Raw genomic sequence first — 14,454 nt, 5'->3', positions numbered from 1 at the left:
GCAGACAGCTATCCAGACAATAGCAATCAGACCAATTTCTTGAGCAGCTCGGCCTTCTTGGCGTCGAACTCTTCCGGCGTGAGGATGCCCTTGGCCTTGAGCTCGCCCAGCTTTTCGAGTGTGGCCATCACGTCTTCGGGCTTGACGCCCACCGGTGCGGCCGCAGCAGGCGCCTGCGCCGCCGCCCCGCCGCCTTGCAGACCGGCCTGCAGGTTTTGCGCCAGCACCTGGCCCAGCGCCACGCCAGCGCCCAGGCCCATGGCGTCGCCGGCAATGCCGCCACCGCCATTGCCGGCGCCTTCGGCAAATTTCGGGATGGCCTGCGCGGTCTGGTACTGCATGAACTTGCCCATGTCGTTGCCGACCATGCCCATGCCGATTTTTTGGTCCAGGATCTTCTGCAGCTCTTCGGGCAGCGAGACGTTCTGCACCGTCAGGCTCTCGATGACCAGGCCGATCTTGGCAAAAACGGGTGCCAGCTCCTTGGCCAGCGCATCGGCAAACATCACCTGGTTGGCCGCCAGGTCGAGAAACGGCAGGCCGCTGCCCGCGATGGCGTTGCTGATGTTCTGCAGCACCAGGCCGCGCAGCTGGCCTTCGAGGTCGGCCACAGGGTAGCTGTCGCGGGTGCCCGAGATCTCGGTGTGGAACAGCTTGGGATCGGCGATGCGGTAGGCGTAGTTGCCGAACGCGCGCAGGCGCACCGCGCCAAAGTCCTTGTCGCGGATGGTGATGGGCTGGGGCGTTCCCCATTTCTGATCGATCTGCTGGCGCGTGCTGAAGAAGTACACATCGCTCTTGAAGGGCGACTGGAACAGCTTGTCCCAGTTCTTCAGGTAGGTGAGCACCGGCAGGGTCTGCGTGGTCAGCTTGTAGGTGCCGGGGCCGAACACGTCGGCCAACTGGCCCTCGTTGACGAAGACGGCCATCTGCGACTCGCGCACCACCAGCGTGCCGCCGTTCTGGATTTCCATCCCCGCCATCGGGTAGCGCCAGGCAAGCTGGCCATCGCCCTCTTCGGTCCACTCCAGGATGTCGATGAACTGTTTCTTGATGAAGTCCATGAGGGCCATGCGGTGCTCCCGGTTGCGATGAGGGGTTGGGGGGAAAGACGGCCATCATAGCAACGGGGGGTGACGCGAAAGGCGGCTTTGCCGGCCCCGGCTGCGGGCGGCTATCCACGGCTTAGGCACGATCAATTGGCCACCGATGTTGAGAATGACTACCATTTGACTGCGCCTGTTTTTCACCGCAGGCCCCGTTGAAGCCAAGGAGTCCGCCATGTCCCTCATCCGCCGCGCCGCCCGCCAGAACAAGACCATGCTGATGAAGACGGGCAGCTACTACCTCATCCACATCTGCGTGGCCGCGCTGGTGGCCTATGCCGTCACCGGCAACCTGTGGGCCTCGCTCACGCTGAGCCTGCTGGAACCCACGGTGCAGGCCGTGGCCTTCTTTTTCCACGAAAAAGCCTGGGAGCGCGCCGCGCACCGCCAGGCGGGCAACAGCCCGGCATTGCACAACGCCTGAACCACCCACCACTTCAAGGAGCCCACCATGTACCGCATTCCCTTGCACAGCCGAAGCAGAGCGGGCCTTGCCTTCCAGCGCTGGCTGGTCCAGCGCCTGGCCGGACTGGCTTCGGCGGGTTGATGGACGTTGGAAGGCGAATCCGTATCAGGCCTTCACGTCGAGCAGCGCGTCCTCCCGCAGGCCCTGCGCCCTGAGGGTTTGCAGGCTGGCTCTCCATGGATGCCATGAAACGCCTGCAGGGCCGGCGCAATGCCGTGGGACTATCCACCATGCGCGGCCAGCAGGCATTGCGCAAACGCCTGGGCCGCGCGCGGTGGCTGGGGCGACTTGCGCAGCACGCTGACAAACTGGCAGCGGTAGAGAAACTGCGCGGGCTGCACGGCCTGCATCTGGCCCTGGCGCACGAAGGCTTCGGCGTAGTGGTCGGGCAGAAAGCCCAGGTAGCGGCCCGAGAGGATCAGCGTGGCGATCGACTCCTGGTCAAACCCCGTGGCCTTGCGCGGCAGATGCGCGCTGTGGCTCAGCTCCATGTTGGGCGAGTGGTAGCCCAGGCCGGCAAACTGGTGGGCACGCAAGGCCTCCCAGGTCAGGGCCGTGTGGTCGGCACCGAACAGCGGGTGGCGCACACCGCAGTACAGCAGCATGGTCTCGGTGAACAGGCTGGCATACACCAGGCTCTGCGAGGCGCGGTGCGCCGGGATGATGCCGATATGCAGGCTGCCGTCGATCAGCCCGCGCTCGATGGCGTTGATCGAGGCCACATGCATCTGCAGGCTCACGTCCGGTGCCTGGGCCGTGAACAGCGCAATCGCGTCGCCAATGTGCGCCGCCGGGTTGCTGGCGGTCTTGTCGAACACCGCCACCTCCAGGCGCCCGCCCATGCGGCGGTGGATGTCGTCGATGCTGCTGCGAAACGCGTCCACGGCGCTCAGCAGCCGCAGGGTTTCGTCGTACACGCGCTGGCCCTCGGGCGTGAGGGCAAAGCCCGCGCGCCCACGCCGGCACAGCGTGAGGCCCAGGCGCGTCTCCAGGTCTTTCATGTGGCGGCTGACGGTGCTGGTGCCGATGTTCAGCTCCAGCTCGGCCGCCGACATGCCGCCGCACTCGGCCACGCTCTTGAACACCTGCAGCAGGCGCAGGTCCATGTCGCTGAGCTGGCCCAGCACGGCACGTTCACGGGGGGAAGGGGCGGGCATTGCGGTGATACGGGCAAGGGAAAAACACCCCCCAAGGCTACCAGCCCGATAGCCGGTGCCGGCGCGAACGCAATAGCCTGAAAAGGCTACAGGCTTGGCCGGAACAGGCGCTTGCGGTGGCCCCGGGCACCCATCTACGATGGTCGCGTCCCACAAGAAAGGCATAAGACCATGACTCCCTCTCTTCAGAAACTGCTGGCCGCCCCTGCACTGGCCCTGCTTTGCACTGCCGCCCTGGCCGCCACCGATGCGCCCGCGCCCGTCAACCTGGTGGGCCGCGCCGTGCCCGAAATCGACAAGCTGCCGCCCGGCCAGTACCGCGAGCTGGTGCAGTACGGCCACGAGCTGACCACGCGCACCTTTGCCCACATCGGCCCCGAGGTGCAGGACGTACGCCGCCGCCTGGCGGGCAACAACCTGGCCTGCGCTTCCTGCCACCAGAGCAACGCCACCAAGCCCTTTGCCATGCCCTGGAGCGGCGTGTCGGCCACCTTCCCGCAGTACCGTGGACGCGAGGACGATATCAGCACCGTCGAGGAGCGCGTCAACGGCTGCATGGAGCGCAGCATGAGCGGAAAGCCCCTGCCGCTGAACTCGCGCGAGATGAAGGCTTTTGTGACCTACATCTCCTTCCTGTCGCAAGGCATCCCGGTGGGCGCCACGGTGCAGGGCGCTGGCATGGTGCAAAGCAAGATGCCCAACCGGCGCGCCGACACGGTGGCGGGAGGCAAGGTGTACGCAGCCAAGTGCGCGGTATGCCACGGCCCCGACGGCCAGGGCGTGCGCGCCGGCCAGGTGGGCGATGCGCAGGGCTACACCTTCCCGCCGCTGTGGGGCAACGACACCTTCAACAACGGCGCAGGCATGAACCGCCTGATCATGGCCACGCGCTTCATCAAGCACAACATGCCGCTGGGCGCATCGCACGACGCGCCGCAACTGAGCGATGACGAGGCCTACGACGTGGCCGCGTTCGTGCTCTCCAAGCCGCGCCCCACCAAGGCCAACCTGGAGGTGGACTTCCCGGCACGCTGGAACAAGCCGGTGGACTCGGCCTTCCCGCCCTACCTGCTGGGCGCCGATGCAGACCAGCACCGCTTCGGACCCTTCCCGCCGCTGGTGGCCAAGCAAAAGGAAATGATGGAGCAGCTCAAGGCCGGTGCCGCCGCCGAGCGCGCCAAGGCAGCGCCCCAGCCTGCCCGCTAAAGGCCTGAAAGTTCAGACAATTATGGTTGTAGCGCTTGGCGGCCTCAAATCCGAAGTGCAACAGCTCTTGATTTGATAGCTTAAACAGGGTGCGGCGGCGGCACGGAGGTGCCGCCGTCGTCCAGCGCCCGGGGGTCGGCGCGCAAGATCAAGCGGGCCAGATCGGCGGCATGGCCGCTGCCGGTCTTCTCGGTGATGCGCTGGCGGTGGACATGCACGGTGTGGTCGCTGATGCTCAGCTGCCGCGCCACTTCCTTGTTGCTCAGGCCCAATGCCACCAGGCGCGCCACATCGCGCTCGCGCGGCGACAGGCGCCCGAGCTGCTCCTGCGCGGCGGCGCGCAGCCCCTGCTGGTGCTGCGCTGCCAGGTTCACACCCACGGCGTAGTTCAGCGCATCGAGCAGCGCCTGCTCGCGAAAAGGCTTTTGCAGAAAGTCGATGGCGCCCGCGCGCATGGCCTGCACGGCCTGGTCGATGTCGCCGTGCCCAGTCATGAACACGATGGGATAGTCGCGCCCCAGGTCGGCCAGGCGCCGCTGCAGCTCCAGCCCGCTCATGCGCGGCATGCGGATGTCCAGCAGCAGGCAGCAGCCCTGGGGCACGGGCGCTGGATGGGCATCCAGAAAATCCTGCGCCTGCGCGTAACCCACGGGCGCAAAACCCAGCCCTTCGACCATGAACAGGGTCGAGCGCAGGAAGGCGGGGTCGTCGTCCACCACATGGATGACGGGAGGGGGTGCGGTCATGGTGTTGCGTCCTGGTGGGGCGTGGGCAGGGCCAGCGGCAGCAGCAATTCGAACACCATGCCGGGCTCGCCCGCCGCGCCGGCCGGGCGGGCCTGCAGCGCACCGCCATGCGTTTCGGCAATGCCCCGGCAGATGGCCAGGCCCAGGCCCAGGCCGTCGGGGCGGGTGGTGTAGAAGGGCTCGAACAGCCGCGCACGCTCGGCATCGCTCAGGGGCGCGCCCTGGTCCTGCACGGCGATGGCCAGGCGGTCGCCCTGGCGTTCGATATGGATAGTGATGGGGGCGTTTGCCCGGCCGGCGGCGCGGTGGGCGTCCAGCGCATTTTTCAGCAGGTTCAGCAGCACCTGCTGGATCTGCTGCGGGTCACCCGGCACGCGCAGGCCCCGGCTGCCGGGCGCGCATTCGACGCGAATCGGCGGTGCCTGGCCCAGCAGGCCACCAAACAGTGCCACGGCCTCGTTGGCCAGCGCCACCGGGTCGCTGAGCGCGCGCACCGGCACGCGCCGGCGTGCCAGCGCCCGGATGCTGGCGATCACGCGCGTGGCACGCTCGGTTTCCTGGGCCATGTCCTGCAGCGCCTGCGCCAGCGCGTCGGGCGTGAGCTTGCCGCTGGCGGCACGGCGCTGCACGCTGGCGGCGTAGTTGGCAATGGTGGCCAGCGGATGGCTGAGTTCGTGCGCCAGCGTGGCCGACAGCTCGCCCAGTATGGACAGGCGCGAGAGGTGGTCCATGGTCTCCTGCCCCTGCGCCAGTTGCTGCGCCAGGCGCTCGCGCTCGCGCAGGCTGCGCGTGAGCTCGGCGGTGCGGCGCTTGACCAGCAGTTCCACATGCAGCATGTAGACCGCACCCAGCAGCAGCACGGCCAGCGTGCCGGCCAGCAGGTACCAGTAGCGGCCCAGCAGCGCCTGCACCCGGGTCTCGCGCAAGAACGCATAGGGCTCGGCCTGCAGCGCGCGCAGCACCTCGTGCACGCGCTGGTAATCTGCGGGCACCGACCAGCGGCCGCCCTGGGCATCGACGGGCAAGGTCAATAACGCCAGCAGCACGGTGCGGCCCAGCTCGGGCGGCGTGCTGGCCAGGGCGGCAAACGCCCAGCCGGGGTACAGCGGCGTGGACGACTGGCAGGCCGCCGGCGCATCTGGCCGCGCGCCCACCACCACCAGCGCGCCCGGGGCCACGCGCCCCGCGCGTTCAAGCTGCTCCAGCACGCAGGTGCGCAGGATGCCCGCGTCGGCCCGGCCCGCCAGCACCGCGTCGGCCACGCGCTGCATCGGAAAACCGGTGAACACCCGCTGCACCGCGCCCGCCTCGGCGTCCAGGCCGCTCTGCAACCATTCATGCGCCACCAGCTGGTAGCCGCCAAAGGCATCTTCGGCCACGGCCGCCACGCGCTGCCCGCGCAAGGCCTCCAGCGTGGCGGGCACGGGCGTGCCAGCGCGCACCACCACGGCCGAGCCCACGGTGTGGGCGGGGTCATCGCTTTCGGCGGTGGTCTGGGTGGCGATGCGCGTGGCGCCGTGGCGTGCCTCCAGCCGCACATAGTGCCCCGGGTTGGTCACCACGAAGTCCAGGGCCTGCCGCGCCAGCGCCGATTCCAGCGCATCCGGGTCGAGCACCTGCAGCCGCACGCTGTGCCCCGGCAGGGCGCGCGCCAGCCCGTCGACCAGCGGCTGCCACAGGCGACGGGAGTCCTCGCCGTCCAGTACGGCCAGCACGCCGATGCGGATGGGCGCGGTGGCCACCGCGGCCGTCTGCCCGGCCCCCGCCAGCGGCGCAGCCAGCAGGCAGGCTGCCGCCAGCCAGCGCCCTACCGCGCCAGCGCATCGGAAGAAGGTGGGCTTGCGCATGGGCGAATTGTAAGCAAAGGTCGATTCAGTCTTTGAACAAAAAGGCCGAAACTCTTTCCTGTTCAGGATAAATAGCTATTTATTTAATAGCAAATCAAACACCATCACCGCACAGCAAAAACGACCAATGCTTGCATAGATCAGCAAGTGAACATTGATATTGCGTTCTTTGAGCAATTGGCAACCGGAACAACAATGGCTACTCCGTGCCCCAACCGGGGCGCCCATCTCTATCTGTATGCACCGGAGACCCCCATGAGCTTTGCCCCCATCGACACCCCCGCCGCTGGCGCCGCACCCCGCATGGACGCCGAATGGCTGGACGCGCACTGGATGCCCTACACGGCCAACCGCCAGTTCAAGCAAAACCCGCGCATGATCGTGGAGGGCAGCGGCGCGTATTACACCGACAGCGAGGGCCGCAAGATTTTTGACGGCCTCTCGGGCCTGTGGTGCTCGGGCCTGGGCCATGGCCGCCGCGAGATCGCCGAAGCCATCGGCAAGCAAGCGATGAAGCTCGACTACGCGCCCGCCTTCCAGTTCGGCCACCCGCTGTCGTTCGAGCTGGCCAACCGCATCAAGGCCATCACGCCCACCGGGCTCGACTATGTGTTCTTCACCGGCTCGGGCTCGGAGTCTGCCGACACCTCGCTCAAGATGGCCCGCGCCTACTGGCGCGCCAAGGGCCAGGGCACCAAGACGCGCCTGATCGGCCGCGAAAAGGGCTACCACGGCGTGAACTTCGGCGGCATCTCGGTCGGCGGCATCGTGGCCAACCGCAAGCTGTTCGGCCAGGGTGTGGAGGCCGACCACCTGCCCCATACCCAGCCGCCGGCGGGCTCGTTCCACAAGGGCCTGCCGCCCACCGGCAAGGAGCTGGCCGACCGGCTGCTCGACGTGATTGCGCTGCACGACGCAAGCAATATCGCCGCCGTCATCGTCGAGCCCTTCTCGGGCTCGGCCGGCGTCGTCATCCCGCCCGTGGGCTACCTGCAGCGCTTGCGCGAAATCTGCACGCAGAACAACATTTTGCTGATTTTTGACGAAGTGATCAGCGGTTTTGGCCGCAGCGGTGCCTGGACCGGCGCCGAGGCCTTTGGCGTGACGCCCGACATCCTGAACTTTGCCAAGCAGGTCACCAACGGGGCGCAGCCGCTGGGCGGCGTGGTGGCCAGCAAGGAGATCTACGACACCTTCATGGCAGCGGGCGGCCCGGACTACATGCTGGAGTTCCCGCATGGCTACACCTACTCGGCCCACCCCGTGGCCTGCGCAGCGGGCATTGCGGCGCTCGACATCCTGCAAAAGGAAGACATGATCGGCCGCGTCAACGCCCTGGCGCCGTATTTTGAAGAATCCGTGCACAGCCTGAAGGGCGCCAGGCATGTGCTGGACATCCGCAACTTCGGCCTGGCTGCGGGCCTGACGATTGCGCCGCTGCCCGGCGAACCCGCCAAGCGACCCTACGAAATCGCGATGAACTGCTGGAAGAAGGGCTTTTACGTGCGCTACGGTGGCGACACCATCCAGCTGGCACCGCCGTTCATCAGCGAACGCGCCGAGATCGACCGCCTGGTCAATGCGCTGGGCGATGCGCTGGCGGAGACGGCGTAAAACGCGCCAGATGCCTACACACGCCAATGGCTGCAAAATTCATAGCATCTGGCGCTTTATGGACAACGCCAGATGCGTTTTATTGCACATTCCGGCTCCGCCCGCCAGACACTCGCTGGCCACGGAACCGATGCTTCCGATCTTGCAGCTTTGATCCTTTCCTGAACAAGTGTTGCAATCAGATAAGCACGTTGGCGGGCCAGGGCTGTCACGGGACCCAGCCTACAATGCACCTCCCCTTACAAAGCTGACGGTCCGGCCCGAGCAGATCCACCGCGGACCCCGGCACTTTCTGAAAGCTGGAGACGCTTGATGCCCGAGAACACCACGGCCGACAACCATCCTCTTCCCGACAAGCGTGCGCTCCTGCGCAAGGCCGCTCTCGAATACCACGAGTTTCCCAAGCCCGGCAAGATTGCGATTGCGGCCACCAAGCAGATGGTCAACCAGCATGACCTGGCGCTGGCCTACTCGCCCGGTGTCGCCGCCCCCTGCGAAGAAATCGTCAAGGACCCCAACGCCGCCTTCAAATACACCAGCCGCGGCAACCTGGTGGGTGTGGTGACCAACGGCACGGCCGTGCTGGGCCTGGGCGACATCGGCCCGCTGGCCGGCAAGCCCGTGATGGAAGGCAAGGGCGTGCTGTTCAAGAAGTTCTCGGGCATCGATGTGTTCGACATCGAGATCAACGAGAAAGACCCCGAAAAGCTGGTCGAGATCATCGCTGCGCTGGAGCCCACCTTTGGCGGCATCAACCTGGAAGACATCAAGGCCCCCGACTGTTTCTACATCGAACGCAAGCTGCGCGAGCGCATGAAGATCCCGGTCTTCCATGACGACCAGCACGGCACGGCGATCACGGTGGGCGCCGCCATCCTCAACGGCCTGAAGGTGGCGGGCAAGGACCTGCAGAGCATCAAGCTCGTGACCTCGGGCGCGGGCGCCGCGGCACTGGCCTGCCTGGGCCTGCTGGTCAAGCTGGGCATTCCGCGCGAGAACATCTGGGTGACCGACATCGCCGGCGTGGTCTATGAAGGCCGCACCGAGCTGATGGACGAGGACAAGCGATTTTTCGCGCAAAAGACCGATGCGCGCACGCTCGGCGAGATCATCGCGGGCGCCGATGTGTTCCTGGGCCTGTCGGCCGGCGGCGTGCTCAAGAAGGATATGGTGGCCCGCATGGCACCGCGCCCCCTGATCTTCGCCCTGGCCAACCCCAACCCCGAGATCCAGCCCGAGGACGTGAAGGCCGTGCGCGACGACGCCATCATGGCCACCGGCCGCTCGGACTATCCGAACCAGGTCAACAACGTCCTGTGCTTCCCCTACATCTTCCGCGGTGCGCTCGATTGCGGCGCCACCACCATCACGATGGAGATGGAAATCGCCGCCGTGTACGCCATCGCCGAGCTGGCCCAGGCCGAGCAGAGCGAAGTGGTGGCCGCGGCCTATGTGGGCGAGCCGCTGGCCTTCGGCCCGGAATACCTGATTCCCAAGCCGTTCGATCCGCGCCTGATGATGATGATCGCACCGGCCGTGGCCCAGGCCGCCGTGGACAGCGGCGTGGCCCTGCGCCCCATCGCGGACATGGACGCCTACCGCGACCATCTGCAGACCTTCGTGTATGCCTCGGGCACCACCATGAAGCCCATCTTCACCGCCGCCAAGGCCGCCACCAAGAAGCGCGTGGCCTACGCCGAGGGCGAGGAAGAGCGCGTGCTGCGCGCCGCACAGATCGTGGTGGACGAAAAGATCGCCCGCCCCACCCTGATCGGCCGCCCGGCCATCATTGCGCAGCGCATCGAGAAGTTCGGCCTGCGCCTCAAGGAGGGGCAGGACTATGACGTGGTCAACGTCGAGCAGGACCACCGCTACCGCGACTTCTGGCAGACCTACCACCGCATGACCGAGCGCAAGGGCATCACCGCACCGATCGCCAAGATCGAGATGCGCCGCCGCTTAACGTTGATCGGCGCCATGCTGCTGCACAAGGGCGAGGTCGACGGGCTGATCACCGGCACCTGGGGCCAAACGGCACACCACCTGCAGTACATCGACCAGGTGATCGGCAAGCGCGCGGGGGTCAACACCTACGCGTGCATGAACGGCCTGCTGCTGCCCGACCGCCAGGTGTTCCTCATCGATACGCATGTGAACTACGATCCCACGGCCGAGCAGCTGGCCGAGATCACCATCATGGCGGCCGAGGAAATGATGCGCTTTGGCATCAAGCCCAAGGCCGCGCTGCTGTCGCATTCCAACTTTGGCTCCAGCAACCAGCCCAGTGCCGTGAAGATGCGCCAGACGCTGGAGCTCTTGCGCGCGCAGGCGCCCTGGCTGGAAGTGGACGGTGAGATGCACGGCGACGTGGCCCTGGACGGCAAGGCGCGCGCCGCGCTCATGCCCCACAGCAGCCTGGCGGGCGATGCCAACCTGCTGGTGCTGCCCAACATCGACGCCGCCAACATTTCCTACAACCTGCTCAAGACGGCAGCGGGTGGCAACATCGCCATCGGCCCGGTGCTGCTGGGGGCCGCACAGCCGGTGCACATCCTCACCCCCAGCACCACCGTACGGCGCCTGGTGAATATGACAGCCATTACCGTGGCCGACGCCAGCGCAGCACGGTAAGCCTTCAACAAACAGCGTGCACTAACTTTGGTGCACCCCCAAAACCCCCGGCGCCTGCCCAATCTTTGTGCAGGCGCTTGCTTTTTGGGGGGCTTTGAGCGACACTAGCCCGTTGAAATTTCGGGTTAACCCGTAGTTTCTGAAAGGTATCGTTGATGCTCAAGGCTGTAGCCACCCAAGTGCGAAAAGCAGGGGTTTTGTGTGTTGTGGGTGTTGCGTTGGTACTGGGTCCGGTTGCCGGACACGCCCGGAAATCCCCGTTCACCGACGGTTCCATGGCTTCCATCACCGTGGCGGAACTCCCCCCCCAGGGCCGTTCGACTTATGTGCTGATCCAGAATGGTGGCCCTTTTCCGCACGACAAGGACGGAACGGTTTTTGGCAATCGTGAGCGGATATTGCCGGCCAATCCGCGCGGCTATTACCGCGAATACACCGTCAGAACCCCAGGCGCGCGCGATCGAGGCGCCCGGCGCATTGTGTGTGGTGGCAAGCCCCGGGAACCGGATGCCTGTTATTACACCAGCGACCACTACACCAGTTTTCGCAGGATTGTCGAATGATGCCTGATGGGTTGTCCGCCCACCCTTGCCGGGGTGGTGGGCAGCAGACCCCCTTGTTTTCCCGACCCGAATCCCGCATCCTGCGGTTTTGTGGTCAGCCAGAAGTTTTTGGACCTTATAAAGAAAGAGCAACGGAGATGCAGACGCCCCTTCGTAAAGACCTGGAAACGCCACTGCGTGGCGTGCGCACCAACATCGTGCAATCCATTCGCGCTTTTCGCGTGCAGGATCTGCAAGATGCCGCGGGTTCCCTGGGTCACCATTTTCTGTATGCCAACCTGGCCCACGCCCAGTCCAAACAGGATGTGCTGGACTTGATTGCCGCGCAGTTCACTTTTCCGGCGCACTTCGGCAAGAATTTCGATGCGCTCTACGACTGCATGACCGATCCGCTGCACAAGTCGGGGCCGCAGCCGGGCTTCATCGTCGTGCTCGAACAGATTCCGGCCACGGGCAAGTTCGACAAGGAAGCACGGGAGCAGCTGCTCGATATCTTCCGCGATGCGGCAGATTTCTGGGGTGACCGCAAGATTCCCTTCCGCTGTTTCTATTCTTTTCTGTAGCCCGTTCTGCAACCACCAGCCAAGCAGAACGGGCGAACGAGGCTCAAGAAACGCCAGCGGTCCAGGGCATCGCCATCGACCCGGAAACCGCCGAAAAGATGCCAACCGACAAACTGGTCGACATCTCGCCCCTGGCACTGCGCATGAGCAGCCCCTTCAACGCGGGCTACTGGCTGACAGCCGCGTAATAGCGACATCCCCCTGAGGCGCTACCGCGCCTTCCCCCTTCTCTCGGCTGCGCCGGGAAGGGGGACGATGCCCTCGCTGCGGGGTGGCCCTTGCGCGGTGTCCCTGGTACGGGACACGCCATTCGCCACAGTTTTGATAGAAACTGGCTCTAGCGCTTATCCATCGATCGCTGGCAGCTACTCATTCAAGAGCACGCCTGGGCCAGCGCCACGTATTCGGCCACGGGCACTTCCTCGGCACGGCGCTGGGTATCGAAAGTGCCGGCAAAACCCCGGCCTTCGAGCCAGCGGCCCAGGGTGTGGCGCAGCAATTTGCGCCGCTGGCTGAAGGCCACCTGGACCAGCTCGGACAGCAGTGCCGGACGCACCGCTGCCGGTGCGGCGTGGGGCACCATGCGCACCACCGCGCTGTCCACGCGCGGCGGCGGATCGAAGCTTTCGGGCGGAACGAACAGCACGTTCTCCATGGCATAGCGCCACTGCAGCATCACCGAGAGACGCCCGTAGTCCGACGTGGCGGGCGACGCCACCATGCGGTCTATCACCTCTTTTTGCAGCATGAAATGCTGGTCTTCGATCGCCTGCACATGCTCCAGCAGATGGAACAGGATGGGCGTGGAGATGTTGTAAGGCAGGTTGCCGACCACCCGGATCTTTGGAACGCCCAGCTGCTGCGCCAATTGCGTGAAATCGACTTTCAGCACGTCGGACTCGATGACATCGAGCTGTCCGTGCAGCCGCAGCCGCAAGGCCAGGTCCCGGTCCAGCTCGATCACCGTCAGGCGCCCCAGGCGCTCCACCAGGGGTTGGGTCAGCGCGGCCAGGCCGGGGCCGATTTCCACCATGGGCTGGCCCGGCAGCGGCGCGATGGCGCTGACGATGGCCTCGATGATGCCGCCGTCGGACAGGAAGTGCTGGCCGAAGCGCTTGCGGGGGATATGTTTCATGCAGCGGCCATCTTCATTGCGGCGCTTCGCGGTATTCGACGTAGGCGCGGCCCCGCAACTCCTGCAGCCAGTTGGTGAAGGCCTCCTCGACCTTCTTCTCGCGCACCGTGTCGCGGGCCATGTCGCGCTGTTCGCGCTGGGTAAGCTTGGCCTCGCGGCGCGCCACCAGCTGGATCAGGTGCACGCCAAAACGCGACACCAGGGGCTCACTGACCTCGCCGGGCCTGAGTGCACCCATGGCCTGCTCGAATTCGGGCACGTAGCGGCCCGGATTGGCCCAGCCCAGATCGCCGCCCTGCTTGGCGCTGCCGTCCTGCGAATGCTCGCGCGCCAGCTCGGCAAAATCTGCCTGGCCCGCCACGATGCGACGCCGGTAATCGGCCAGCCGCGCTGCGGCGGCGCTTTCGGTCAGCTGGGGGCCGGTGCGCAGCAGGATATGGCGCACATGGCTCTGGGTCACCAGGGTGGAGACACCGCCGGTGGATCTGTCGGCCAACTTGAGCACATGAAAACCCGCCCCGGAACGCACGGGCCCGGCAATGCCTCCCACGGGCAGCTGCGCCGTGGCACTGACAAACAGCTCGGGATACCGGTCGGCCGGGCGCAGGCCCAGCAGCCCGCCCGCCGTCTTGGCTTCGGGGGAGTCCGAGAACTCTCTGGCCACGGCCGCAAAGTCCTCGCCGGCACGCACCTTGTCGGCGGCACGCTGGGCGCGGGCCTGGCGCTCGGCAACCTGGTCCGGGCTGGCGTTCTCAGGCACCCGCACCAGGATATGGCCCAGGTTGATTTCGACCTTGGAGGCATCCGCACTCGATTGCTGTTCGCGCAGGTACTGGTCCACGTCGAGATCGCTCACGCGCACACGGGACTGCACATCGCGCTCGCGCAGGCGTTGCAGCAGCAGCTGGTTGCGCAGCTCGTCGCGAAAGCGCTCCTTGCTGATGCCGTCGGCTGCCAGCCGGCGGTGCATCTCCGCCACGCTGACGCTGTTTTGCTTGGCCACGCTCTCCTCGGCCTGGCCCACGGCAAAGTCATCCACGCGCATGCCGGCTTCACGGGCCAGCTGCAGCTGGATCTTTTCCACGATCAGGCGCTCCAGCACCTCGCGGGCCAGTGCCTCGCGGGGCGGCAGGTTGCCGCCCTGCTGGGCCACCTGCTGTGCAATGCGCTCCGCCCGGGACCGCACCTCGTTGTTGGTGACGGGCTCCGAATTGACCACCGCCACGATGAAATCGGCCTGCCGCAGCGCGGCGCCCGCACCGGGAGCGGGCAAGGTGAAGGAAGGTGCCGCAGGCGAAGTGCGCGAGAGGCCGGGTCCCGCAGCCCCCGAAGAGCGCAAGCCCTGCGCCACAGCGCCATGGGTCACGAAAGATGCCAGGCACGCCAGGCCCAAAGCAATTGCACGGTGGTTCATGGTGTC

Annotated in this window: 12 protein-coding genes; 6 read left to right on the top strand and 6 right to left on the bottom strand. The window is 66.1% G+C overall.

Going from position 1 to position 14,454, the window contains the following annotated elements:
* Positions 1-26 precede the first annotated feature (26 nt).
* Positions 27-1,073, bottom strand: coding sequence for an SPFH domain-containing protein (locus AC1RDS_RS15875; RefSeq protein WP_092697824.1), 1,047 nt, complete (start codon positions 1,071-1,073; stop codon positions 27-29).
* Positions 1,074-1,281: 208 nt separating this feature from the next.
* Between AC1RDS_RS15875 and AC1RDS_RS15870 the strand changes: the two genes are divergently transcribed.
* Positions 1,282-1,530, top strand: coding sequence for a DUF2061 domain-containing protein (locus AC1RDS_RS15870; protein ID WP_092697823.1), 249 nt, complete (start codon positions 1,282-1,284; stop codon positions 1,528-1,530).
* Positions 1,531-1,793: 263 nt separating this feature from the next.
* On the opposite strand, the gene AC1RDS_RS15865 is transcribed toward AC1RDS_RS15870, so the two are convergent.
* Positions 1,794-2,729, bottom strand: coding sequence for a LysR family transcriptional regulator (locus AC1RDS_RS15865; RefSeq protein ID WP_208859705.1), 936 nt, complete (start codon positions 2,727-2,729; stop codon positions 1,794-1,796).
* A 171-nt stretch (positions 2,730-2,900) separates the two neighbouring features.
* Between AC1RDS_RS15865 and AC1RDS_RS15860 the strand changes: the two genes are divergently transcribed.
* Complete coding sequence (locus AC1RDS_RS15860) at positions 2,901-3,935, top strand: c-type cytochrome (protein WP_092697822.1); 1,035 nt, start codon at positions 2,901-2,903, stop codon at positions 3,933-3,935.
* A gap of 80 nt (positions 3,936-4,015) precedes the next feature.
* Here the strand turns inward: AC1RDS_RS15860 and AC1RDS_RS15855 are convergent, their stop codons facing one another.
* Complete coding sequence (locus AC1RDS_RS15855) at positions 4,016-4,681, bottom strand: response regulator transcription factor (protein ID WP_287877034.1); 666 nt, start codon at positions 4,679-4,681, stop codon at positions 4,016-4,018.
* Positions 4,678-6,528 carry a sensor histidine kinase gene (locus AC1RDS_RS15850; RefSeq protein WP_492227174.1) on the bottom strand — a complete coding sequence of 617 codons (1,851 nt, stop codon included), beginning with the start codon at positions 6,526-6,528 and terminating at the stop codon, positions 4,678-4,680. Before AC1RDS_RS15850 ends, AC1RDS_RS15855 begins: the two co-directional genes overlap by 4 nt.
* Positions 6,529-6,783: 255 nt before the next feature.
* On the opposite strand from AC1RDS_RS15850, the gene aptA reads away from it, so the two are divergent.
* From aptA to AC1RDS_RS15830, 4 genes are all read left to right on the top strand, one after another.
* Positions 6,784-8,142, top strand: coding sequence for an omega-aminotransferase AptA (gene aptA / locus AC1RDS_RS15845; RefSeq protein WP_287877037.1), 1,359 nt, complete (start codon positions 6,784-6,786; stop codon positions 8,140-8,142).
* A 312-nt stretch (positions 8,143-8,454) separates the two neighbouring features.
* Entirely contained in the window at positions 8,455-10,773 is a 2,319-nt protein-coding gene (locus tag AC1RDS_RS15840) for an NADP-dependent malic enzyme (protein ID WP_492227173.1), read from the top strand.
* A 155-nt stretch (positions 10,774-10,928) separates the two neighbouring features.
* Positions 10,929-11,336 carry a guanyl-specific ribonuclease gene (locus AC1RDS_RS15835; protein WP_492227172.1) on the top strand — a complete coding sequence of 136 codons (408 nt, stop codon included), beginning with the start codon at positions 10,929-10,931 and terminating at the stop codon, positions 11,334-11,336.
* A 137-nt stretch (positions 11,337-11,473) separates the two neighbouring features.
* Positions 11,474-11,899 (top strand): barstar family protein, encoded by a 426-nt coding sequence (locus AC1RDS_RS15830; RefSeq protein WP_026435591.1) that lies wholly within the window; start codon positions 11,474-11,476, stop codon positions 11,897-11,899.
* A gap of 373 nt (positions 11,900-12,272) precedes the next feature.
* Here AC1RDS_RS15830 and rsmA read toward each other — a convergent pair whose 3' ends face one another.
* Positions 12,273-13,034 (bottom strand): 16S rRNA (adenine(1518)-N(6)/adenine(1519)-N(6))-dimethyltransferase RsmA, encoded by a 762-nt coding sequence (rsmA, locus tag AC1RDS_RS15825; protein ID WP_092697816.1) that lies wholly within the window; start codon positions 13,032-13,034, stop codon positions 12,273-12,275.
* Between the two features lie 13 nt (positions 13,035-13,047).
* Positions 13,048-14,448 carry a peptidylprolyl isomerase gene (locus AC1RDS_RS15820; protein ID WP_492227171.1) on the bottom strand — a complete coding sequence of 467 codons (1,401 nt, stop codon included), beginning with the start codon at positions 14,446-14,448 and terminating at the stop codon, positions 13,048-13,050.
* Between the last annotated feature and the right edge of the window lie 6 nt (positions 14,449-14,454).

The organism is Acidovorax sp. GW823-FHT02H02 (genome assembly GCF_058797075.1).
The sequence above is the reverse complement of the archived record's forward strand: the minus strand, read 5'-3'. Positions and strand labels throughout refer to the sequence as shown.